Origin of the sequence: Pontibacter roseus DSM 17521, from assembly GCF_000373265.1 — a bacterium.
GTDB lineage: Bacteria > Bacteroidota > Bacteroidia > Cytophagales > Hymenobacteraceae > Pontibacter > Pontibacter roseus.
Genome location: NZ_KB890762.1, coordinates 1,053,585 through 1,075,384, shown reverse-complemented (window position 1 = coordinate 1,075,384; position 21,800 = coordinate 1,053,585). Strand labels below are relative to the sequence as shown.

Annotated in this window: 24 protein-coding genes and 1 tRNA gene; 9 read left to right on the top strand and 16 right to left on the bottom strand. The window is 51.4% G+C overall.

The window, feature by feature from the left end; all coding sequences use genetic code 11:
- Window positions 1–90 precede the first annotated feature (90 nt).
- From B051_RS0111395 to B051_RS0111385, 3 genes are all read right to left on the bottom strand, one after another.
- Window positions 91–924, bottom strand: a complete 834-nt coding sequence (locus tag B051_RS0111395) for an MBL fold metallo-hydrolase (RefSeq protein WP_018477361.1) — start codon at window positions 922–924, stop codon at window positions 91–93.
- A 108-nt stretch (window positions 925–1,032) separates the two neighbouring features.
- Window positions 1,033–1,905 (bottom strand): AraC family transcriptional regulator, encoded by an 873-nt coding sequence (locus tag B051_RS0111390; protein ID WP_026236226.1) that lies wholly within the window; start codon window positions 1,903–1,905, stop codon window positions 1,033–1,035.
- A 336-nt stretch (window positions 1,906–2,241) separates the two neighbouring features.
- A tRNA-Glu gene (locus B051_RS0111385) sits at window positions 2,242–2,313 on the bottom strand.
- 182 nt (window positions 2,314–2,495) lie between these two features.
- Here B051_RS0111385 and gap point away from each other — a divergent pair.
- The 4 genes from gap to B051_RS0111365 all read left to right on the top strand — a co-directional run bounded on the left by gap (window position 2,496) and on the right by B051_RS0111365 (window position 5,870).
- Entirely contained in the window at window positions 2,496–3,488 is a 993-nt protein-coding gene (gene gap / locus B051_RS0111380; protein WP_018478335.1) for a type I glyceraldehyde-3-phosphate dehydrogenase, read from the top strand.
- 184 nt (window positions 3,489–3,672) lie between these two features.
- Complete coding sequence (locus B051_RS0111375; RefSeq protein ID WP_018478334.1) at window positions 3,673–4,518, top strand: universal stress protein; 846 nt, start codon at window positions 3,673–3,675, stop codon at window positions 4,516–4,518.
- A gap of 98 nt (window positions 4,519–4,616) precedes the next feature.
- A complete protein-coding gene (locus B051_RS21200) occupies window positions 4,617–5,498 on the top strand; it encodes a diacylglycerol/lipid kinase family protein (RefSeq protein ID WP_018478333.1) in 882 nt (293 codons plus the stop codon).
- A 24-nt stretch (window positions 5,499–5,522) separates the two neighbouring features.
- A complete protein-coding gene (locus tag B051_RS0111365) occupies window positions 5,523–5,870 on the top strand; it encodes a translation initiation factor (RefSeq protein WP_018478332.1) in 348 nt (115 codons plus the stop codon).
- A 202-nt stretch (window positions 5,871–6,072) separates the two neighbouring features.
- On the opposite strand, the gene B051_RS0111355 is transcribed toward B051_RS0111365, so the two are convergent.
- From B051_RS0111355 to B051_RS0111330, 5 genes are all read right to left on the bottom strand, one after another.
- Window positions 6,073–6,510: a hypothetical protein gene (locus tag B051_RS0111355; RefSeq protein ID WP_018478330.1), complete on the bottom strand. Its 438-nt coding sequence runs from the start codon at window positions 6,508–6,510 to the stop codon at window positions 6,073–6,075.
- A 20-nt stretch (window positions 6,511–6,530) separates the two neighbouring features.
- Window positions 6,531–7,259 carry a 3-deoxy-manno-octulosonate cytidylyltransferase gene (gene kdsB, locus B051_RS0111350; protein WP_018478329.1) on the bottom strand — a complete coding sequence of 243 codons (729 nt, stop codon included), beginning with the start codon at window positions 7,257–7,259 and terminating at the stop codon, window positions 6,531–6,533.
- Window positions 7,260–7,363: 104 nt separating this feature from the next.
- A complete protein-coding gene (locus B051_RS0111345; protein WP_018478328.1) occupies window positions 7,364–7,705 on the bottom strand; it encodes a hypothetical protein in 342 nt (113 codons plus the stop codon).
- A gap of 69 nt (window positions 7,706–7,774) precedes the next feature.
- Window positions 7,775–7,903, bottom strand: a complete 129-nt coding sequence (locus B051_RS22935) for a hypothetical protein (RefSeq protein ID WP_018478327.1) — start codon at window positions 7,901–7,903, stop codon at window positions 7,775–7,777.
- Between the two features lie 352 nt (window positions 7,904–8,255).
- Entirely contained in the window at window positions 8,256–9,611 is a 1,356-nt protein-coding gene (locus B051_RS0111330; protein WP_018478325.1) for an NfeD family protein, read from the bottom strand.
- Between the two features lie 94 nt (window positions 9,612–9,705).
- On the opposite strand from B051_RS0111330, the gene B051_RS0111325 reads away from it, so the two are divergent.
- From B051_RS0111325 to B051_RS0111310, 4 genes are all read left to right on the top strand, one after another.
- Window positions 9,706–10,494 (top strand): DUF4905 domain-containing protein, encoded by a 789-nt coding sequence (locus B051_RS0111325; protein ID WP_018478324.1) that lies wholly within the window; start codon window positions 9,706–9,708, stop codon window positions 10,492–10,494.
- 3 nt (window positions 10,495–10,497) lie between these two features.
- Complete coding sequence (locus B051_RS0111320; protein WP_157578764.1) at window positions 10,498–11,496, top strand: septal ring lytic transglycosylase RlpA family protein; 999 nt, start codon at window positions 10,498–10,500, stop codon at window positions 11,494–11,496.
- A gap of 780 nt (window positions 11,497–12,276) precedes the next feature.
- Entirely contained in the window at window positions 12,277–13,053 is a 777-nt protein-coding gene (locus B051_RS0111315) for a TIGR02757 family protein (RefSeq protein WP_018478322.1), read from the top strand.
- A 23-nt stretch (window positions 13,054–13,076) separates the two neighbouring features.
- Entirely contained in the window at window positions 13,077–14,126 is a 1,050-nt protein-coding gene (locus B051_RS0111310) for a serine hydrolase domain-containing protein (protein WP_157578762.1), read from the top strand.
- 51 nt (window positions 14,127–14,177) lie between these two features.
- Here B051_RS0111310 and B051_RS0111305 read toward each other — a convergent pair whose 3' ends face one another.
- The 5 genes from B051_RS0111305 to B051_RS0111285 all read right to left on the bottom strand — a co-directional run bounded on the left by B051_RS0111305 (window position 14,178) and on the right by B051_RS0111285 (window position 16,971).
- The gene (locus B051_RS0111305; protein ID WP_026236343.1) at window positions 14,178–14,630 is read right to left on the bottom strand and encodes a GNAT family N-acetyltransferase; all 453 of its coding nucleotides are present in this window, start codon (window positions 14,628–14,630) and stop codon (window positions 14,178–14,180) included.
- A gap of 184 nt (window positions 14,631–14,814) precedes the next feature.
- Complete coding sequence (arr, locus tag B051_RS0111300; protein ID WP_071594883.1) at window positions 14,815–15,231, bottom strand: NAD(+)--rifampin ADP-ribosyltransferase; 417 nt, start codon at window positions 15,229–15,231, stop codon at window positions 14,815–14,817.
- A gap of 62 nt (window positions 15,232–15,293) precedes the next feature.
- A complete protein-coding gene (locus B051_RS0111295; protein WP_018478318.1) occupies window positions 15,294–15,818 on the bottom strand; it encodes a GNAT family N-acetyltransferase in 525 nt (174 codons plus the stop codon).
- 61 nt (window positions 15,819–15,879) lie between these two features.
- Entirely contained in the window at window positions 15,880–16,440 is a 561-nt protein-coding gene (locus tag B051_RS0111290; RefSeq protein WP_157578760.1) for a hypothetical protein, read from the bottom strand.
- An 81-nt stretch (window positions 16,441–16,521) separates the two neighbouring features.
- Window positions 16,522–16,971, bottom strand: a complete 450-nt coding sequence (locus tag B051_RS0111285; RefSeq protein WP_018478316.1) for a YhcH/YjgK/YiaL family protein — start codon at window positions 16,969–16,971, stop codon at window positions 16,522–16,524.
- Window positions 16,972–17,158: 187 nt separating this feature from the next.
- Here B051_RS0111285 and B051_RS0111280 point away from each other — a divergent pair, with 187 nt between their 5' ends.
- The gene (locus tag B051_RS0111280) at window positions 17,159–19,564 is read left to right on the top strand and encodes an endonuclease MutS2 (protein WP_018478315.1); all 2,406 of its coding nucleotides are present in this window, start codon (window positions 17,159–17,161) and stop codon (window positions 19,562–19,564) included.
- 50 nt (window positions 19,565–19,614) lie between these two features.
- Here the strand turns inward: B051_RS0111280 and B051_RS0111275 are convergent, their stop codons facing one another.
- The 3 genes from B051_RS0111275 to murB form a co-directional block, all read right to left on the bottom strand.
- On the bottom strand, window positions 19,615–20,055 hold the full coding sequence (locus tag B051_RS0111275; protein ID WP_026236342.1) for a hypothetical protein: 441 nt from the start codon (window positions 20,053–20,055) through the stop codon (window positions 19,615–19,617).
- Window positions 20,056–20,244: 189 nt separating this feature from the next.
- Window positions 20,245–20,679, bottom strand: coding sequence for a hypothetical protein (locus tag B051_RS0111270; protein ID WP_157578758.1), 435 nt, complete (start codon window positions 20,677–20,679; stop codon window positions 20,245–20,247).
- A gap of 103 nt (window positions 20,680–20,782) precedes the next feature.
- On the bottom strand, window positions 20,783–21,799 hold the full coding sequence (murB, locus tag B051_RS0111265; RefSeq protein WP_018478312.1) for a UDP-N-acetylmuramate dehydrogenase: 1,017 nt from the start codon (window positions 21,797–21,799) through the stop codon (window positions 20,783–20,785).
- Between the last annotated feature and the right edge of the window lies 1 nt (window position 21,800).

Genomic DNA, 21,800 nt, shown 5'->3' with positions numbered 1-21,800 from the left:
AGTAGCCCGTATGATTGAATTATCGAACTTTATCCACAGGGATTTAGTAGATTTAAGGGAGTTTTTGAAGCAATAGTCAAATATTCAGATTTATAACTTCACTACCTCGCCATCCTGCGGAATAATCAGTTTATCTACTCCGATATTCAAACTTTCTGCTTTTTGACGAAGTGACTCTCTTGTGGTGCGACAATGGTCCAGCGCATTCATATGCACTGCGATGACCTTTGCCTTTCCACTTTCCTTTACCAACGCCATCGTTTGGTCCTCATCCATCAGGATAGGGGTCTTCTCAAAGCCAGGCACAACTGCACCCCCGGAGTTGACGATGATATAGTCAGGCTTATATTCCTTGATGGTCTTTTTGATTTCCTCTGTCCAGATAGCATCCCCGACGATGTAGATAGTAGGCTGGTTTTTGGCCTTGAGCACAAAACCCGAGGTCTTGCCCATCATCTTCAGTACCTCGCCGGTTCCATGCTGTGCCTCTACCCGGTGAACGCTTATATCATTCCATACCCTGCTGTTATCCAGGGTTTCTGCGTTGATGAACCCTTCCTTCTTGAAAAAATCTCTGTCAGCAGGCTGGTTTATCAGTTGTACAGATTTATCCAGGGTCTTGCTTGCGGCCTCATCGAAGTGATCGGGATGGCTATGCGTCACCATGACCAAATCAAGGCCCTTGGTGATTTCACTTACCGGCATCTTCAATTCGACCGTAGGGTTCCGCTCGATTCCAGCGAAAGACTGAAAGCCTCCCTTTGGAGAAAGCATCGGGTCAACTAAAATTTTCTGCCCGGCATACTCTATAATCAAAGTGGCGTTTCTGACTAGCTGAAGACTAGCCTTCGTGTCTGCTTTGCCTTGTGCAAAAGAAAAGGTAGCAGATAAAGTTAACGCTACCAGTAAAAATACTCTTTTCATAATCGTTCTGTTTTGTTATGGTCCGTGTTTCATCCCTTACAACATTTGTGAAGTAATGAACCCGACGCAAAGGTCGGAATAGCGGAATGCTTGCAGCCTACCAAAGCCTTATGCTATGCTACCATTTTGATAATCGGCAAGGAAGACGGTGGTAGTCTGGCCGGTTTGCGCCTTGAAAAACCGCATCAAGTGGTTAGGCTCCGAGAAGTGGAGTTCGTGCGCTATCTCGGCTACAGTCAGACCAGAATGGATCAGGTAGTTCTTGATTTCAAAGAGCAGCCTTTGTTTAAGTAAATGGGTGGCCGTCACGTTGAATTGGGCCTGTACCGCTTTGTTCAGCGTGATTCTACTGATGCCTAAAAGCTCCGCGTACTCTCCAATCCGCTGCTTTTCCTTGATGTGTAGCTCAAGTAACCTTTTAAACTGATAGGCATAGTTGTTCTCCGGCTTATCGAGTGGCAGGTTGTTTTGCTGGGCATAATCCCTGTTGAGTTTCAACAGCAAATAATAGAGAAGGGAGCGGATAAGATGTTCGCTGTCTGGTTTCGTCTCCTTCAGTTCGGTGTGAATTTCAGTGAGTGTGCTGCAGGCTTTCTGGATATACCCCGCTGTGACTCTCATGTTCAGCGGGTAATCCAGCTGGTAAAAATAAAGAAGCCGGTAGGTGAACAGCTTGTCGGAAAAGAAGTCGTTGAGGAAGCCTTCCTGGAAAATAAGGAAAGTGAAGTCCAGGTGGTTTGGGTCCAATTTCCATTGCCTCTTCTGAAATGGAGAAATGTAGACAATGGTATTGTCGACCAAGTCGATCTTTCGCTGGTTCAGTTCGAGATGCCCTTTCGCTTTTCTGAAAATCAGGATCTCAAAATAGTCGGTATTGTACACCTCTGTATTGGTATACGCTTCTTTTATTTCATCTCCTGATCCCACCCTTAGCAAGACCTCTACACCGCACTTGGTTTTATCGAATTTTATGGTTCTCAATTTCTGCGCTTGCTGTATTAGCTTTCAGTTATCAGGTAATACGACGTGTAGGCACTATCAGCCCTGATGCACTCCAAACATAACGGATAAACTGTTCTTCTTAAGTGCAGGTAAGCAGTTAGCAGCATTGGGCGAGAGGTACGTTTTTGGCTTTCGTATGGGAAAGGTGAGACCTAGGTCGGAGCCTTTTTTAGCAAAATACTCACCTGGCACACTCCTTAGCTGTAGTGTAGAAGTAGAATTTTGAGGCGAGCAACCTCAGAATCAACCGAAGGGGGGAAATTATCGAACCAAAAAAGCCGCCCTAATATACGTGGAGCGGCTTTTTTGCTGTAGTAGTCCGTAGGGGAATCGAACCCCTGTTGCCAGAATGAAAATCTGGAGTCCTAACCCCTAGACGAACGGACCATTCTGTCGTATTGTGGTGCAAATATAGAGAGCCGGATTTATTTTGCAAAAAAAACTTTGTGATTTTGTGAGAGTAGTACGTAAACACTTCTAAACCAGCGTGTATAAAAAATATTGCTTTTACTTAATGCTAATCGTAACTTCGCACCATCAAATTTTAAAACAAATCAATCTCAAATACCATGTCTAAAATTAAAGTTGCAATTAACGGTTTTGGCCGTATCGGCAGACTTACTTTTAAGGCCCTTCTGGAGAAGGACAACGTAGAGGTAGTGGCTATCAACGACCTGACCAACACCAAAACATTGGCACACCTGCTGAAGTATGACTCAGTGCACGGCCGTTTCAATGGTACGGTAGAAGCCTCTGACAAGGGTATTGTCGTGAATGGCAAAGAAATCCAGATTACAGCAGAGCGCGAGCCAAAGAACTTGCCATGGGGCGAGCTAGGCGTTGACGTGGTGTTGGAGTCTACTGGCCGTTTCGTGGACGAGCAGGGAGCCGGTGGTCACCTGGAGGCAGGAGCCCGCAAAGTTGTTATTTCGGCTCCAGCCAAAGGCAACATCCCTACTGTTGTATTGGGTGTGAACGAAGACATCCTGACGGGTGACGAGCGCATCGTTTCCAACGCTTCCTGCACCACCAACTGCCTTGCGCCTATGGCGAAGGTACTGGACGACACGTTCGGTATCGAGAAAGGCTACATCACCACTGTACACGCCTATACTTCTGACCAGAGCCTGCAGGATTCACCGCACAGCGATTTGAGAAGAGCCCGTGCAGCTGCTTATTCCATCATTCCAACCTCTACTGGTGCTGCCAAGGCCGTTGGCCTGGTGCTCCCTCACCTGAAAGGCAAGCTGGATGGCGTGGCCATGCGTGTTCCAATTCCGGATGGCTCGCTGACAGACCTTACTTGTATCTTGAAGCGTCCTGCCACGAAAGAAGAAATCAACGCTGCCATGAAGCAAGCCGCTGAAGGCGATATGAAAGGCATCCTGGAGTACACCGAGGATCCAATCGTTTCGATTGATATCGTAGGCAACACCCACTCTTGCGTGTTCGATGCAGAGTTGACTTCCGCTAACGAAACACTTGTGAAAGTGGTAGGCTGGTACGACAACGAGGCTGGCTACTCCAACAGAACGGCTGACCTAATTGCGAAGCTTGGTTAATTAGCCGAGTTTCTCATTCCTATACCTGCAAAAGCCCGCCAATGAGGTGGGCTTTTGCGTTTTAGTAGCGTATATAAAAGATAAATGCTATATTTCATGTAAAGTGACGATTGTCATCGTGTACATGGTTTCGTAGCTATACCTTTACATCATCGAATTAAAAACATTAACCACCATAGAACTCATGAGAAGAATTCTAGTTCCCACCGACTTTTCTGAACAAGCCAAAAATGCTTTTGAAGTAGCCGTATCCATAGCACAGAGAACAGGTGCTGCCATCAAGCTACTGCACGTAGTCGAGATGCCGACATCCTATTCCTTCAGCGTTACCGGTGATTTGGTAGGTGGCAACGGCATGGAGCAGGTATACATGATGAAGCTGCTCGAGAACACCAAGCACCAGATGGCTGAGCTGGGGAGAGCGGTGAAGCACGAAGGTGTAGAAGTGGTGCAGGAAGTGGATGCAGACAGCGTGATTCGCAAAATCAGACGCGTCATCCAAGAAGACAAAGTGGATTTAGTGGTGATGGGCTCGAAGGGCTCCAGTGGGATGGATGAGTTCCTGATTGGCTCCAATACTGAGAAAGTGGTCCGCACTGCCGAGTGTCCGGTGCTGACGGTGAAAGGCCGCCTGTCTAGTGTGAATTTCCAGAACATCGTGATGCCCTCCAACTTCCGCAAGGAGATGGGCACTGCCATTGAAAAGTTCAAGTATTTTCAGCAGGTGTTCGGCGCCAAGCTGCACCTGCTATACGTCAACACGCCGGGGGCCTTTGAGTCAACCACTATCCTGCGCCAGCGTATGCAGAGCGCTGCCGAGCGCTATGGCCTCCAGAACTATACCATCAACGTGTACAACGACACGATAGAGGAGGATGGCATCCATCACTTCGCAGAGGAAATCAACGCTAATTTGGTGATGATGGCCACGCATGGCCGCACCGGCCTGGCGCACCTGCTCAGCGGCAGCATAGCCGAGGACTTTGTGAACCACTCCAACATACCGGTACTGACCTTCCATCTGAAATAAACCAAGGTATACCCGCTATACCTGAAAGCCTGGCTCTTGGAGCCGGGCTTTTTTTATTCTGAACCGGAAAAACATACCTTTGCAGAAAGTGAATTTGAATGAGCGAACGCCCCCACATCCGGTTCATTATCAACCCTACCTCTGGGCCTAAGAGCAAGGTCGACGTGGCCGCGCGCATCAAACTGCACCTCGACCACGGGCGGTTTGACCACGACATCGTGTACACCGATTATGCAGGACATGCCCCGGAACTTGCCAGTCAGGCAGCCGGACAAGGCTGTGCCGTGGTGGTGGCCGTGGGGGGAGACGGCACCGTGAACGAAGTGGCCCGCGGGCTGCTGCACACAGACACGGCATTGGGCATCATACCCCGTGGCTCCGGTAACGGTTTGGCCCGCCACCTGCAGGTGCCGCTTAGTGTTGATGGTGCTATACGTTTCCTCAACCAGGGGCACCGTTCCCGCATTGACAGCGGCAACATCAACGGGCACCCCTTTTTCACGACGGCAGGTATAGGTTTCGATGCCTACATCAGCTCGGTGTTCGCAGGCAGCAAGCGTCGCGGGCTAAAAACGTATGTAGAGCTGATTCTGAAAGAAGTGCGCAACTACCGCCATTTGCCCGTAAAAGCAAGTATAAACGGAAAGACCATTGACACGCAGCTGTTTGTGATGGCCTTTGCCAATGCGGCGCAGTATGGCAACAACGCCTATATCGCGCCCATGGCCGACATACGGGATGGTCTGCTGGACGTATGCCTGGTGCGACAACTGGACATGTTCAAGGCGCTGAGCCTAAGCTACGCCATGCTCGCCAACAAGCCGGCCGGCACCGACAGTGCGGAGTATTTCAAGACAGCGGCAGTAGAGGTGGAGACGGACCACAACCTGATGTACCATGCCGACGGGGAGTATCTGGGGAAAGCCTCTAGATTCAGTGTGAGCATGCTGCCGCAGTCGCTGCATGTGGTTGCCCCTTAGGTATAGCTTTAAAAGAAAAATAACATGAGCGATAAAAACAAGAAGGGAAGGCAGGGCGTGGTCTATTCCACTAACTCTGATTTCAACTATGCATACGAGCAGGAGCAGGAGGCAGAAACCCTGCCGCCCCAGCAGCAGAACCTGAAGGTGATGCTCGACAAAAAGGCACGCGGTGGCAAACAGGTGACGCTTGTGGCTGGCTTTGTGGGCACAGACGAGGACCTGAAGGAGCTGGGCAAGATGCTCAAGAACAAATGCGGCGTGGGCGGCTCGGCCAAAGACGGCGAAATCCTGATTCAGGGCGATTTCCGTGACAAGGTGCTGCAGGTGCTCCAGGCCGCAGGCTATAAAGCCAAGAAAGCGGGAGGCTGATTTTAAGTTAGAGAGTTGAGAAACTTAGGAGGGAAGTAGTAGCGAATGGTATAGCTGATGAATTCCGCTGGCACGAGCTTGCAGTTCGTGCTTTTCCTTTTTGTGAACACTCCACCAGTTAAGCAATACGCGCTGCAAGCTCGCATTAACGGGGTAAAATTCATCACTTCATAGCCCAGCATTACCACTCCTTCCAGACTTTCTAACCCTTAGAGGCTTCCAGACTCTTCAACTTCCCAACTGGTCCTTGCACGTGGTAGAAGTTAGCTGATTTCCAGATGAAGACCCGGCCGGCCAGGGCGGGGGCTTTGGGAGGAACGGGCTTGTATACCTGTACGGCTGGCTGCTTCTGGTCCGCTAGACGCAGATAGCCAAGTTCTTCCATCTTTTGCTCCAAATGTTTCGCTGAAATGGCTTTCACAGGTATGCGCACCTCGGCTCTGCGGTACCACAGCAGGAGGGCGGTTGTGAACATGAGGGAGAAAATGGCGGCGTTTAGCAGTATCTCGTTTACAGCGCTTCCCGTGTCTTCTTCGGTGAACCTCCCGGTTACGCCAAACCAGACTGCCGTAAGCAGGCTATACATCGCAAAGAAGTAGAGGTTCAGCTTCACGAAACGCTGCAGGGTGTAGTGCTTCATAACAGGTATGGCCTGTCGTTTTACCCCTGGACTCGGAGCAAATCCTCGGGCGTGTCGATACCGATGGTCTCAAACTCAGTGACGGCGGTAGCGATGCGGAAGCCATTCTCCAGCCAGCGCAATTGCTCCAGCGATTCCGCCAGCTCCAGACCTGAAGCGGGCAGTTGTGTGATTTGCTCGAGTATATCGGTGCGGTAGCCGTAGATGCCGATGTGCTTGTAATAGGTATGCTGCTTGTGCCAAATGTCGTTGGGAACGTTGCGGCAGAAGGGGATGGGCTGGCGGCTGAAGTACAGAGCCTCACCTATACAGTTGATGACCACCTTCGGGGAGTTCACGTTGAATAGCTCCTCCGGCGAGTTAATTTTCTTGATAAGTGTGGCCAGCTGCGTGTGCGGGTTGTTGAAGCACGCCGCTACCAGGTCAATCTGCTCTGGCCGTATGAAAGGCTCATCGCCTTGTATGTTGATGATGTACTCGAAGGGTTGGTCGTGCAGTTGGTAGGCTTCAAAGCAGCGGTCGGTGCCACTCTGGTGGTTCTCAGCCGTCATCACGGCCTTTCCTCCAAATGCCTGCACGTGCTCCTGTATGCGCCGGTCGTCCGTGGCGACTATCACTTCTGTCAAGCCTGACTGATTCGCCTGCTCATACACCCGCTGAATCATGGATTTGCCGTTGATGTCAACCAGCGGTTTGCCGGGGAAGCGGGTGGAGGCGTAGCGCGCAGGAATGATACCGAGTATGTTCATAGGACTTCTGTTTTTGCCGTGCCCACCAGATGCAGGTAGGCGCTGCCAATTTACAGAAGTGGCGGCAGGAATACAGCAGGAGGGACGCTTTTCTTGAGGCAGGCCTACTTCTTTTTTACGGAGACTATCCGGATGCCGTCCATGGCTCTGCTCTCGGTGGCCAGCCCGCAGCGGCGGTCTATCTGCTCCCCCAGCCGCACAAACTCCACCAGCACAGGAGTAGAACCCTCCACTTTGAGTGATGCATCAATCTCGTCTTCGTTCTCAGGCTTGAAGCGTTTGTCGTTTATCACCACCTCAAAGCCACAGCCATCCACCATGTATTCGCCAGACCACACCAAGGTGGCTTCAGCAGTTTCGGTGCCTTGCTGCATGCCGTCCTGGCAGGAAGAGAAGGCGAGGGTTGCCGCACAGAGTAAGGCAGCGAATAAGGATGGTGTTTTCATAAGGGAGTGTAGTGATGTCAAATAGCTTCGGTAAGGTATAGGTTTGGCGGGTATTCTGTACGCGCCGAATTAAATTTCTTCTATGGAAAGAATACGGATGACTTCCCCTTGCTGGGTGGCCAGACCGCATACATAACTGATTTTTTTACGGGGCAGCACATATTTGATTTGCACTGCCATTGCCTCGTTCCGCTTCATCGATTCAGGTATGTCTTGCTCATTCTCGGGTTTATACCTGCTCTCCTTCAATTGGATGCTGAACTCGCAGCCATCTGCCGCATAGGAACCTGACTAGGTCAAAATGGCTTCGTCCTCCTGTACTGCCAAGTCATCGTCTTTGTCGCATGCAGAGGCCGAGAGGGCAAGGGCACACAAGGCAAGCAGGAAGGATTTAGAAGGCTTCATAAGGTATAGCTCAAAATTTGGTCTCTATTCAAATGACCCCGAACAACAGCAAACCGTTGCAAGGCTTTAAAAAAGCGTTAGAAAAAATATAAGGCTCAATATCCCGATGACACGAAGTTCACCAGCTTTCTATTTGCTTGAATCTTCAAACCTTCTTTACCCGCAAGGAGAAGGTGCTTTGGTCGATTACCTGCACCGTGTCGCCTTTTTCGATGAAGCCGTCGCGGGCCTGTGCGTCGTACATGGTGTCGTCAATCATCACGCGGCCGGAAGGGTTCATGCGGGTATGGGCGATGCCTGTCCTGCCGATGAGGTGCTCAGCGGAATTGGCCGAGCGGTAGCCTTCGTTGCTCTGGAAGGTGTTGCTCAGCACCACGCGTTGCATCGCCCGGCTGCCCAGCACGCTCTTCCAGGTCAGGGCCACCAGCACAAACGACCCCACCATACCTATCAGCACCGACACCAGGCTCTCCATGAGCTGGTCGGAAGGCACGAATGTGAAATCAAAGGCCTGGTTGTTCACCATAATCAGCAGCAGCGAGAGAAACACGAGCACAATACCGCTTATACCTGTCACGCCAAAGCCTGGCACCACGAACACCTCCAGCCCAATGAGCACAATGCCCACGATGAAAAGCAGCACCTCCCAGTGCTCTGCCAGTCCGTTGAGGTAGTAGGGGGTCAGGTATAGCGTACCGGCCACAATGGCGGCGAGGAGCGGAAAGCCCACCCCCGGCGTCTGTAGCTCAAACCACAATCCGCCTACAATAATGAGAATCAGGATACCGCTGATGACCGGGTTCAGGAAAAAGGAGATGACTTTGTCGGATGTGCTCAACTCGTAGCGGACTATCTCGGCATCCTGCAGGTTAAGTTGCTGCAGCACGTCGTCGATGTCTTCTGCCCGGCCTTCGCAAAAGCCCTGTTCAATAGCCTCGGAGGTGGTGAGCGTCAGCACCTGTCCGGCCGAGAGCGTGCTGTCTACGCTGGCGTCCACCATGGCCTCGGCCAGGCGAGGGTCGCGGCCGGTTGCCTCCGCAGTGGAGCGCATGATGGAGCGCATGTAGCTCTGGTATTTGCCGGGTGCGGCCTGCCCGTCGGCGCTGACCACCGTGGCGGCCCCTATGTTGGCGCCGGGCGCCATGTAGATGCTGTCACAGGCTATGGAGATGAGCGCGCCCGCAGAGGCTGCATTCTTATCGATGTACACATAAATCGGTTTAGGGTACTCCAGCAGCCGGAGCCTGATTTCATCGGCATCGTTGAGGGCACCGCCGAAGGTGTTGAGCCGGAGCAGGATGTGGTCAGCCTCCACGCGCGTGGCTTCATCCAGTGCCAATTGGGTATAGCGGTTGGTGCGCGGGTCAATGTTGGCGCCAATCTCCATCAGGAACACTTTCTGCTTTTTGTCCTCCTGCGCCAGGGCGTCGGGTGAAAAGAACAGGCCGGCCAGGAGCAGGTATAAGAGCTGCCAGTGCCAGAGTTTTGCGTTAGATTTCATACATTTGGGCTGGTTATATACCAATTCAATATAAGATACTAAAAATTCCGCGGTTATCCTTCCCTTAGTCTTCAAATACGATTTTGGCGCACCGGTGTGGCGCATCCGCATCGACGCCGCTGCGGGGAGGCTGGCCCTGGAGGTGCGAGACAGCGACCTGTTGCTGGCCCATTTCTATACCCTGGACTGCCACAGCCATACCTTACAGCAACTGGGGTTGCCAGAGCCACTCACCTGGTGGATGGGGCTGGAAGACGCGCACCAGGGATTGGTATACCTGCACGGCTACGGAGACCGGAAACTAGGCCAGCACAAAGGTATACGGGCGCTGGCAGCCGAGACAGGGGAGGAGGTATGGCATCAGCCGGAACTGGCTTTCTATGGCGTGGATGCCGCGGGTGTGCTGGCCTATGAAGTGGCCACGCCTGATGCGACTTTGCACTGCCTGGATGCCTGCTACGGGAAACTGCTGCAAAACGATATCAGCCAAAAAGAAGCAGCTCACCGGGTACAGGTCTTCGGGCGGCAGCGTTACTCAGAAATAGGCTACCCGATTTTGTACCGCGAAGGCGAGGAATATTTCGGGCAGGTTCAGGATTTTGTAGCGCATCAGCTTGGCTGTGAGGCGGTAAGGGTAATAGAATATGCCGAAACAGAGGCCTGCGTGGCGGTTAGCTACTATGTGCAGAACGAAAAAAATAAATTAGATAATTTTCTGGCTGTTTTTGATTTAAATGGTTTTTTGCATTTAAATGAGTTACTTGCAGGCAGTTTAGATGGCGTTGGTTCAGATACTTTTTTTATCTTTATGCGCAGTTTGTACTGCGTCCAAAACAAGGAATCTTTAAAGGCATATTCTCTTACATTCACAGTCACTACTTGAGCTATGGTTCGATCTTTATTCATTACTCTTCTGTCCGTTCCCCTGTTATCCTTCACCGCTTCCGCCTTCGACACATCGGCCGTGCGCGACTCTGTAGGCGTTGAACGGAAAAACGGTAAGTTATACCTGCAACACAAGGTGGAACCCAAGGAAACGCTTTATGCCCTTTCCAGGAAGTACAACGTGACTGTATCGCAAATCGTGGAGTCGAACCCATCAGTGGAGTCTACCATCACCATTGGGCAAGTAGTGCTGATTCCCCGCAAAGCCATGCCTGTAACAGCCACTGCCAAGGCTCCGGCTACGATTCCGGCTACCGGAACCACGGCAGCCGCCGCCGCAGCGAGCAACCGCACCTTTACAGTGAATGACAGAGGTGAGAAAATACATACCGTAGAGCCACAGCAGACGCTTTACTCTATTTCGCGCATGCACGGCGTTCGGGTAGAGGACATTCGCAGCTGGAACAAACTGGCTGACAACAACATCAGCGTAGGTGCCTCCCTGGTGGTAGGCAAGGGAATGGCAGTGCCGTCCAAGAAACCTATTTATGTTTCAGAGTCGGATGATGCCATTGGCAAGCCGAAGGCGGAAGATACTGCCGTAGCCTCTACAGCGGCAACGGCGGCCACGGTTCCAGCTAACACGCATGTGGTGTTGGCCCCTGCCGCCACTCCAGAGCGTGCGGTGGAAGAAGAAGAGGAGGAAGAAGTGGACTCAGCCTCAGGCGTGAAGAAAATCATGGAGAGCGGTATGGCCGAGATGATTGACCCGAAAGCTGACACCAACAAATACTTGGCCCTGCACAAGTCGGCTCCGGTCGGCACCATCATGCAGGTGAAGAACGCCATGAACAACCAAGTGGTGTACGTGCGCGTCATCGGCAAACTGCCAGAGACTGGCGCCAACGACAAGGTGATAGTGCGTCTCTCGAAAAAGGCTTATCAGAAGTTGGGTGCGGTGGACCAGAAGTTCAGAGTGGAGTTGTCTTATATGCCGTAACAAGGTATAGCCATAATATACATGGAAAGCCTAAGCAGCAATGTTCAGGCTTTTTTGTTTTGGTTGTTATATAGCTAATAGCTGGCAGGTTATTGTTTCATAGCTTCCGCCAGTTCCGATGCCCTTTTACCTATCGTTTCATAGCTGCTGTTCGAGCGCTCAAGCCGCGGGGCATCGTCCTTTGGCCTCGCGCTGTGTATCTTTCCTTTGCTCCTACGTCGCAATGCCTGCGGCACCGGAAACCTACAAGGCGCTCTACCCAAGGACTGGGTAAGTCACTCCTTGGCTGCGGCCTCTGGCTCTAACTGTGTTCTTGTGTCCCACACCTGCCCCTCGTGGGAGGAGAATATCTAGTACGAATCCTATCATTCGTAATTGTCATTCCGACGAAAGGAGGAATCTCACGCCCTTCCGGCCGCACATCCAGCGCCAGCGCGGATGCGGCTTTCCTGAGAACGATAAGGAAACAGAGGAAACCCCCTACATGATAACTGTCCGGCATCTTTCACCGCCGGTTCCCGCTGCGCTCGAACCGGTGGCAGGCAGCGTAACAGATTCCTCCTTTCGTCGGAATGACAGAATGTGTAGGGGGATGACGGAGCTACAACAGGTATGGCAGGTATGCCAGGCGAAGGAAAAAAGTAGGTGCCCGCCACACAGGCGAAGCTATGAAACAATTAACAAGCAACCTTCAAGGTCAATGGCATCGAACCCATGAATACATTTGGTGAAGCAGAACATTTCTTAACTTGCATCCCTTCTACTCACGTACTCAACCTCATGAAAGGAGACCTCGCTGCCATCAAAGCGCTGCTCGATGACCGGGTGGCAACATACAACCAGCCCAGCTTCATCCCGCATGACCCGGTTTCTATTCCGCATCGGTTTACCAAGAGGCAGGACATTGAGATAAGCGGGTTCTTTGCCGCTATATTGGCCTGGGGGCAGCGAAAGACCATCATCAACAACTGCCTGAAACTGATGGACCTGATGGACAATGCCCCCCACGATTTCATTCTGCACCACCGGGAGCAGGACCTGCCACGCTTTTTGGGTTTCAAGCACCGCACCTTCAACGACACAGATTTGCTCTACCTGTTGCATTTTTTCAGGTGGTACTACCAGCAGCACGAAAGTCTGGAGACGGCTTTTACTGGAGAGCGGGACGAAGTTAAGTCGCAGAAGGAGCGGCTGGAGCATTTCCATGACCTGGTGTTCAGTCTGGAGGAAGCACCGCATCGCACTAAAAAGCACATCTCCACTCCCGCACGGAAATCGGCCTGCAAGCGACTCAACATGTATCTGCGCTGGATGGTGCGGCCGGCTGACGGCGGTGTGGACTTCGGCTTATGGCATACCATGCAACCTGCCGATTTGGTTTGCCCTTGCGATGTGCACGTGGAGCGGGTGGCCCGCAGGCTGGGCCTCATCACGCGGAAAGGTATGGACTGGCAGACGGCCGAGGAACTGACCAACCATTTGCGAACCTTTGACCCAACGGACCCGGTGAAGTACGATTACGCCCTCTTCGGGCTGGGGGTGGAGGAGAAGTTCTGATGAACGGCTATACCTGGAACAAGATGAAAAACAACCTGTCAGAATCCTTGGATGCGCTGCTGGAATCTCAGTACAGTGCCGACGCACCTGGCGCTGCGGTGTTAGTGGCGGCTCAGGGGGAAATCCTGTATGAGCGGGGTATAGGTATGGCCGACCTCTCCACTGGGGAGCCAATCATGCCGCATACCAACTTCCGGATGGCTTCTGTCTCCAAACAATTCACGGCTTACTGCGTGCAACTGCTGGTGCAGCGGGGATTGGTTTCCTACGATGCTGCAATACATAATATCTTCTCAGGTTTTAAACCTGCGGCTGGCCAGATTACCCTGCGCCACCTGCTCACGCATTCTTCCGGGTTACTAGACTATGAGGAGTTTGTGGAAGAAAGCAGAGAAACACAGGTGACCGATGAGGAAGTGCTGGCGATTACGGCCTCTCAGTCCAATACTTATTTCAGACCAGGCACCCAATACAGGTATAGCAACACCGGCTACGTGCTGCTGGCGCTGGTGGTGGAGCGAGTGACGGGGCAGCTTTATGATGACTTTCTGAAGGAGAATGTTTTTGAACCTCTGGGTATGCAAAGCAGTACGCTTTACACCAGCGGAGGACCCATTGCCCACCGCGCGATGGGGTATGCAAGAGATGGCCAGGGAGGCTTTATGTATTCCGACCAGGGCACTTGCACGGCCACCCGCGGCGATGGCTGTATCTATACCTCGCTGCAGGATTACCAGAAATGGCACAAGGCGCTGACCCAAATGCAAGGTATAACTACGGCGCTGGAGCAGGTAGCGTATCCCTTGCAAGGGTATGCGAATGGCTATTACGGAATGGGCTGGTTCTGCTCGGAACGTACATCCGGCGGACTTGAGCTATACCATACCGGCAACACCAGCGGCTTCAGTCACCTGGTCATTGGTATACCGGAGCAGGAGGTGCTGATTGCCTACTTCTCGAACATCGCCGATAACCCGCATTTGCTGACTGGTTTTTTGGATGGACTTAAAAGATACCCGGCGTTATGTCCGGAGTCGTGGCTGGTGCGGGATTTGCTGCACCTGACGCGGTAGGTTTAGTGGGATAAGAGATTGAGCAGAAGTGCTCTATAATGAAGAAAGCAGTTACTTCACTAGCTTCTCGAAGCACAGACTATTTTGCACCCCTGCATACTGGCCGTAGTTAGGTATCTGGATGTAGTTGCTCTTGCTATACAGCCTGATGGCCTCTTGTTGCCTTGTGCCTGTTTCCAGAATACATCTGGTATAGGAAAGTTCACTGGCCCAACCCTCTAACTCTGATAGGATGCGTGAAGCGATGCCTTTGCCTCTGTATACAGGGTCAACGAACATGCGCTTTACTTCCATAGTGCCCGGCTCAAAGTGTTTGATGGCCCCACAACCCACAGCCACTTCGCCAGCGTAGGCCACCACGACATGTTTGATGGCATCCACTTTATTGAACTGCGCATAAAAGGCATGTTCATCCCCGTCTTTCTCCGCTAGGTCAGTGTCCAGGAACTTCACGAGTTGGATGAAGTCTTCGTTTGCTGAGTCAGTTCGTATGATTTGAATCATGTTGTGTGATTTGAGTACGTAGGTAGCTGGCACGTGGCTTGTGGCGTTTTCTGCGCGCTTGCCAGCCTTAAAAGAGTGAGGTAAGAGCAGAAACCTTGAGCTGAACATTGTACTCGTCACAATCTATTGGTATTTCAGCAGGTCGTTGCTTCAGCTACTCAATGTGCTTGTCTGATATTTTTACTCAATCCTCTATTGCTTCAATGCCTTGTAGCTTCAGTCGCTCCAGGTGCTCCTGCATGGCCTTTAGCTGCTCCGGGGTGTGTCCCTGCCACTCTGTGACCTCACCAACCACCCGAATCGGATTTCGGGAGCGGTAGGACTTTGTGGGATTTCCAGGGAATTTCTTGTTCGTCAAGTTAGGGTCATTTTCAATCGGGCCAGTAGGCTCTACTATGTAAATCCTGCCGGGGCCTTCGCCCACAGCAAGTTCGGCTCCCCAAATAGCGGCATCTAAAGTGGCAGTCAGATAGACATAGTTCGCCTTTTTACGCTTGCCATAGTTGGAGGTATAGCCGGGCTCAATCAAATCTCCCTGGTTCAGATTAGCCTTGGTACCATGATAGAAGGTTTGTGAATTCAGGTTGTAGCTTGACCCCATTGAGTTGTCCTTGCTTCTGTTTGTATCCATCGCCGTCGTACTTTACTAATTATATAATCTGATTAGCCTTTCAGTTTGAGCTTCATCATGATGTCTGTCTGCTCGTCATCGCCTAATCTGAAAACATGTTCATCAAACTCAACGAAACCGTTTTTCTTATAGAAGTTTATGGCTCTTGGATTTTCTTCCCAGACACCCAGCCAAACGTAATCCACGCGCTTCTGCCTCGCAACCTGCATGGCATGTTCGTAAAGAAGTTGTCCTACGCTTTTCCCATGAAATTCCTTTAACACATAAATCCTTTCTATCTCAAGAGCATTTTCGTCTTTCAGCTCTGTCTGAGACGTACCGAAGTTCAGTTTCAAATAGCCAACTACTTTATCCTCACTTGTCGCAAAATAGAATTCCGAATTTTGGTCATTGAGTTCAGCAGTCAGTTTCTCAACAGAAAACCCCTCTTCCAGGTACTGCTTCATGTTTTCCTCCGTGTTTCCAGCTGAAAACGTTTCGGAAAATGTTAGCCTGCCAATTTCCTGGAGTTGGTGAATGTCGTTTATCGTAACTCTGTTGATGCTGATTTGATTCATGCTTTACTTGAGGGTGGTTTCTTGGTAGACCTAACGGACTGAACATAGGGTGAACATGGCGTTAGCCAATGTTTAACATATGTGCTTTGTTAGCGGATGTAGTTTTCTTTATTCCTATGCTAATAGCAAAACCCACAAATGTCTGCCACAAGATGAAGAGATATTCTAAACTCCCTGCAGCACCAACTTTCTTATCTGTAATAAAAAAGAATATAGCGAATGCCACAATTCCCGAAGCTCCAGCCGCAACCGCTGTTTGTATTACATTTTCGAACTTTATGAAAATGCAAAAGATTAGAAAGGTGACGACTGCAGAAACAAATCCAACAATCGAATACCCTACCAAGGGATGAAAAGGAAAATAAATTGATAATGTCGATAAGAATAATAGAACCATCCAACATATTGTACACAGCAGGATCGTTGTCAGCGCCTGTTGAACTTTATCTCTGAACAGATTAGAATTTGATAGAATAATTGCCAACCCAAAAAGAAAGCCAGGTACAATAAGGAGTGTTACTTGATATATTTCAAATGCATTAAGTATTACAGCCGTTAAAATTCCTGACAACAAACAAAAACCTGTAGTTATCAAAATCCTTTTAAAATCTATATTATGCAACGCTTTCAATATTTATCTGTGACCGCTAACTACTGTATAAACGAAAACATACGCTTATCAGCCTTATATCTGAACTCCCCACTACTGCACGGCAATCTTCAGCACCACCTTCCGCACGTTTTTCTCCGTAATCATGGCGGCGTGGGCATCGTCGGGGTAGAAGATGATGAAAGAACCTGCCGGCACATCGAACCAATTGCTGGTCTTGTCAGGGAAGAAGGCGGCGTCACGGTCCTCGTTATAGGGGTCGTTGGGGGCATCGCATAGGGCCAGGTCTTTCCAGCCCATGTGGTCGGTGCCCAAGATGACGTATTGTATGTCAATGTATTTGCGGTGTACCTCCAGCCTGGCGTCCTTCTCGGGTATACCTGTCCCTTCCGAAATAATGGCGAACAAATCTTTGCCCACAATGGCCTGTTGGCCAAGGGGCAGGTGCAGCAGGTCCGCCTCCTGCAGAAACTGGAAAGCCTGAGGGAACAAAGGATGCATGCAGGTATAGCGATTGGCGTTAGCGAGTTTGTCGAGAACCATGATTGGAGTTATGAGTTTGGGGTTTAAGAGTTGAGGAGTTTTAGTGCAGAGTCGCGAGTTCTGAGTCAAGAATTCCGTGTTTTACGGTTGTGATAAAACTCGTGACTCATATCTCAGAACTCAGAACTAAAGTAGCACCGCTACTTGTTATAATATGCTAAATTTGCCTTAAAATAAGAGATAAGAATTGATATATCCAGAAAACTTTGAGATAAAGATTGGGTTTGCACAGGTACGCGAGATGCTGTCAGAACTGTGTCTGAGTCCGTTGGGCCGCCAGTTTGTGAACCGCATGACCTTCCTGAACCGCTACGACCTGGTGCAGCGCCTCCTGGAACAGACCAGCGAGTTTAAGCAGCTACTCGAGTCCGATGCCGAAATTCCGCTACAACATTATTTTGACGTAACCGCCTACCTCGACAGAGCAGCCATTGTGGGCTCCTTCCTGGAAGTGCAGGCCTTCTTCGAAATCAAGATGTCGCTGCGCACCATCCGCGATTCCCTGCGCTTCATCTCCAGCACCGAGGAGGGAACCTTTGAGGCCCTGAAGGCGCTGGGTGCCAACGTGATGGTGGAGCGCTCGCTCATCGCCGCCCTCGACAAAGTGGTGGACGATGCCGGTGCCGTGCGCGACGACGCCACACCCGAACTGCAGCGCCTGAAGCGCGACCTCATTGCCCAGCAGGGTGCCTTGCGCAAGACCATCAGTTCTATCATCCGCCACGCCAAAAACGAAGGCTGGACGCCCGGCGATTCAGAGCCGACTATCCGCGGGGGCCGCCTGGTTATACCTGTCATAGCCGAGCACAAGCGCCGCATCAAGGGTCTGATTCACGACGAGTCGAACACAGGGCAGACGGTGTACATTGAGCCGGAGTCTATCTTTGAGCTCAACAACGACATCAAAGACCTGGAGAACGCTTACCACCGGGAGCTCATCCGCATCCTGATGGGGCTGACTAACACGTTGCGCAACTACATACCTGAGCTGCGCAAGGCCTACCAGTACCTGGGCTTGCTGGACTTCATTCGGGCCAAAGCGGCCTTTGCGCGCCGCGTAGAAGCCACCATGCCGAAGCTGCACAAGTACCCGCACATCGACTGGAAACAAGCTATACACCCGCTGCTATACCTGTCGCACCGGCAACTGGGCAGACCGACCATACCCATGGACCTGGAGCTCACCCGGGACCAGCGCATCCTGCTTATCTCCGGTCCGAATGCTGGTGGTAAGTCTGTGAGTTTGAAAACGGTGGGACTGGTGCAATACATGCTGCAGACAGGTATGCTTATACCTGTAGGTGATAACTCTGAGGCAGGCATCTTCCACGACATCTTCATCGACATCGGGGATGAGCAGTCCATTGAGAACGACCTAAGTACCTACAGCTCGCACCTCACCAACATGAAGAAATTCGTGACGGTGGCCGACAACAAGAGCCTTGTTCTGATTGACGAATTCGGTACAGGTACAGAACCCGTATTGGGTGGCGCCATTGCTGAGGCCGTGTTGCAGAACCTCAACGACAGCAAGGTGTTTGGAGTCATCACGACGCACTATACCAACCTGAAGAACTTTGCTGAGCGCACGCCAGGCATCGTGAACGGGGCCATGCGCTACGACCACAAAAACCTGCAGCCGCTCTACCAACTGGAGATAGGCAAGCCAGGCTCTTCCTTCGCTATTGAGATTGCCCGGAAAATCGGTTTGCCACAGCACATCGTGGACAAGGCAAGTACGTTGGTGGGCAAAGACAAAATCAGGTATGACCGCCTGCTGGAAGAACTGGAGACGGAGAAACAGGAACTCGAGAAGAAATTGCGTGAAGCCAATGCCCTGGAGCAGAAGCTGAAGCGTTCCGTGAAGGAGTACACTGAGCTAAAGAACTACCTCGAAGAGAGCAAGGTGGATGTGATGCGCGAAGCGAAAGGCAAGGCTAAGCTGCTGCTCAAGGACGCTAACCAGAAAATAGAGGCGACCATTCAGCAAATCAAGCAGAGCCAGGCCGAGAAGGAGCAGACCAAGAACGCCCGCCGCGAGCTGGAGACCTTCGCCACAGAGGTTGTCCGTAAAGAGGAACCGCGGCCGGCCTTCCGCAGGGCAGCAGCCGCCAACGCAGGACCTTTGAAACAAGGTGATAATGTGTCGCTGGTGGGGCAGGACTCCGTGGGGCAGATTGTTGGCATCAAAGGCAAAACAGCTGAGGTACTGTTTGGTGGGCTGAAGACCATTGTGAAAGTAGACAACCTGGAGCGGGCAGAGGCCGAGACGGCAAAACAGAAGAAGGCCAAAGCCGAGGCGGCCGAAGGTTATACCCGCAACATGAACATCACACAGCGCATGGCCGACTTTGCGGCAACGCTCGACATACGCGGTGAATATGCCGAGGATGCCCTGAACAAGGTGATGAACTTCACCGATGAGGCCATCATGCTAGGTATACCGGAAATCAAAATCATACACGGCCGCGGCAACGGCGTGCTGCGTCAGGTGGTGCGCGATTACCTGTACTCTGTGCGCGAGGTGGCCAGCCTGAGCAGCGAGGTAGAGGAACGCGGCGGCGATGGCGCTACGCTGGCCGTGCTGAAGTAGCAGGTATAGCATGAACAAAAAAGGCTCCCAGAAGGGAGCCTTTTCTATTTTTAGCGGACGAACCGGAGCTCGAACTTAACGGCACCCATGTTAGGGTCATCAACAAGTTCGTAGAGGAACAATTCCTTGTCGTTGAGCCTGTCGATGATGAGGGTATACTCGTTGGTGGTGCCTTTGTCCATGAGCAATTCCTTTTCTCCGTTGGCAAACTCCCAGGTGCCGTTGTCCGTCCTGCCGCCATAGCTGTCCAGGTAGGTGCCAGCCTTATCAAACTTGATGGTGTTCTGGCTGATGTCGTAGGGAAACTCCTCGTCCTCTCTGAACTCACGCGTCAGATCGTTCCCGTTTACCACAATGGCGTTACCCGTCCAGGTGCCGGCTGTGAGGAAATCTCTGTTAGAAGGTCCTTTGTCATCGTCTTTGCCACAACCTGTGAGAGACGTAACCAGCAGCAACGCAAATAGGAGGGAGAGTAATCGTTGGAATTTCATAGGATAGAAATTAGAGGTTTCAAATGAATGTCCTGAGGCTTATGTCATCTATAGGTCTTCGGCAATTGCAGCCTCAGGTAATCGATAATGTCCCGAAGGCGAGACATGGTACTAAAGGTCTGTATAAAATCCTGAAATCCCAACGAAAGCGGCCAATGCTATACCTTTCCGGCAGACCACATAGATGGCTTATTTGACAAATTGCACCTCCGCGTCAAACATCATCCCGTTCTGCTCTATTGTCTTAAACAGGTTCATGTTGTCGTCGGTGAGGGAGATAATCTGCAGGTCGCCCAACAGGTCAATGAACAGGATGGTGTCGTCTTCTTTGAAAGCCCACTTGCCCGTGGAAGTCTGGCTGGTGCCGTTCTGGTTATAGACAGCGGTATAGGTGCCGTCGCGGCGCAGCGCGAGGGTAGTGCTCTTGATGTCGAGCAGCATGTCCTGGATTTCCGGTCTGCTCGACACGTCAAACCCGTTCACCAAGATGCGTTCCCCTTTCCACTCGTGGGCAACGATGATGTCGGTTCTGGTAGGCTCGGTGTCTTCATCCTTGTCACAGGATGTGAAAAGTACTGTAGCTGCCAACAATAGCAGCAGTAAGCGCATTGTAACGATATTCATAAGGGTATTTAATTTAAAGGAGTTATACCCTATATATCGCAGCTTCTATGATTTAGTTTGGCGCTTTTGGCTAAAATTTTGTGAGTTCCTCTATAAAATTTGTCTACAGGATATTCACCTCCGGATGCAGCGTGATGCCGAACTTCTCCTGCACCGATTGGATGATATCGTAAGCCAGTTTCACCACGTTTTCGCCCTTGGCGCCACCGTAGTTCACCAGTACCAGCGCCTGGTTTTTATGCACGCCGTAATTCTCTACCACTTTGCCTTTCCAGCCGCACTGCTCAATCAGCCAGCCTGCGGGCACCTTCACCGTGGCCTCTGACACAGGGTAAGCAGGCATATCAGGGTACTGCTCCTTCAGTACATCGTAGAGCAGCGTGGGTATTTCGGGGTTTTTGAAGAAGCTGCCTGCGTTTCCAATCTGGGCAGGGTCAGGTAATTTGCTGCGACGGATGTGGCAAACGGCCGCACTCACGTCGTGTATAGTAGGCTGCTGCACCTGCATCTCCTCCAGGGTAGTCTTAATAGCACCATAAGAGGTGTTGAGTTGGTGCTGCTTGTGCAGCCTGAGTATAACTGCTGTTACGATGTATTCTCCTTTGGCCTCGTGCTTGAACACGCTCTCGCGGTAGCCGAAGCGGCAGGCCTCAGCGTCAAAGGTATGCAACTCGCCGGTGGCCAGGTGCACGGCCTCCAGTTGGTGAAACACATCTTTCAGTTCCACGCCATAGGCCCCGATGTTCTGCAGCGGGGCGGCCCCCACGGTACCCGGTATCAGTGAGAGGTTCTCGATGCCCCCCAGGTTGTGCTCCAGGCTGAAGAGCACCAGGTTGTGCCATACCTCTCCGCCGCCGGCTTTGACATAGGCAAACTTCTCGTCCTCCTGCACCACTTCCATACCTTTGATGCCGTTTTGCAGCACGATGCCGTCATAGTCTTTAGTGAACAGCACGTTGCTGCCGCCCCCCAGAATGAGCTTCTGCTCCTCCTTTACCTCCGGCCTTTGCAGCAGATCCTGCAGTTCCTGCACATTGTCAAAGCGCACGAAGAGTTTTGCCTTGACATCGATGCCAAAGGTATTGTAGGGTTTTAGAGAGAAGTCGGACTCGAATTTCATA

Coding starts and splice junctions, on each gene's coding strand:
- B051_RS0111395 (WP_018477361.1), bottom strand. CDS start 924: ATGAAAAGAGTATTTTTACTGGTAGCGTTAACTTTATCTGCTACCTTT.
- gap (WP_018478335.1), top strand. CDS start 2,496: ATGTCTAAAATTAAAGTTGCAATTAACGGTTTTGGCCGTATCGGCAGA.
- B051_RS0111375 (WP_018478334.1), top strand. CDS start 3,673: ATGAGAAGAATTCTAGTTCCCACCGACTTTTCTGAACAAGCCAAAAAT.
- B051_RS21200 (WP_018478333.1), top strand. CDS start 4,617: ATGAGCGAACGCCCCCACATCCGGTTCATTATCAACCCTACCTCTGGG.
- B051_RS0111365 (WP_018478332.1), top strand. CDS start 5,523: ATGAGCGATAAAAACAAGAAGGGAAGGCAGGGCGTGGTCTATTCCACT.
- B051_RS0111355 (WP_018478330.1), bottom strand. CDS start 6,510: ATGAAGCACTACACCCTGCAGCGTTTCGTGAAGCTGAACCTCTACTTC.
- kdsB (WP_018478329.1), bottom strand. CDS start 7,259: ATGAACATACTCGGTATCATTCCTGCGCGCTACGCCTCCACCCGCTTC.
- B051_RS0111345 (WP_018478328.1), bottom strand. CDS start 7,705: ATGAAAACACCATCCTTATTCGCTGCCTTACTCTGTGCGGCAACCCTC.
- B051_RS22935 (WP_018478327.1), bottom strand. CDS start 7,903: ATGAAGCGGAACGAGGCAATGGCAGTGCAAATCAAATATGTGCTGCCC.
- B051_RS0111330 (WP_018478325.1), bottom strand. CDS start 9,611: ATGAAATCTAACGCAAAACTCTGGCACTGGCAGCTCTTATACCTGCTC.
- B051_RS0111320 (WP_157578764.1), top strand. CDS start 10,498: ATGGTTCGATCTTTATTCATTACTCTTCTGTCCGTTCCCCTGTTATCC.
- B051_RS0111315 (WP_018478322.1), top strand. CDS start 12,277: ATGAAAGGAGACCTCGCTGCCATCAAAGCGCTGCTCGATGACCGGGTG.
- B051_RS0111310 (WP_157578762.1), top strand. CDS start 13,077: ATGAAAAACAACCTGTCAGAATCCTTGGATGCGCTGCTGGAATCTCAG.
- B051_RS0111305 (WP_026236343.1), bottom strand. CDS start 14,630: ATGATTCAAATCATACGAACTGACTCAGCAAACGAAGACTTCATCCAA.
- arr (WP_071594883.1), bottom strand. CDS start 15,231: ATGGGGTCAAGCTACAACCTGAATTCACAAACCTTCTATCATGGTACC.
- B051_RS0111295 (WP_018478318.1), bottom strand. CDS start 15,818: ATGAATCAAATCAGCATCAACAGAGTTACGATAAACGACATTCACCAA.
- B051_RS0111285 (WP_018478316.1), bottom strand. CDS start 16,971: ATGGTTCTCGACAAACTCGCTAACGCCAATCGCTATACCTGCATGCAT.
- B051_RS0111275 (WP_026236342.1), bottom strand. CDS start 20,055: ATGAAATTCCAACGATTACTCTCCCTCCTATTTGCGTTGCTGCTGGTT.
- B051_RS0111270 (WP_157578758.1), bottom strand. CDS start 20,679: ATGAATATCGTTACAATGCGCTTACTGCTGCTATTGTTGGCAGCTACA.
- murB (WP_018478312.1), bottom strand. CDS start 21,799: ATGAAATTCGAGTCCGACTTCTCTCTAAAACCCTACAATACCTTTGGC.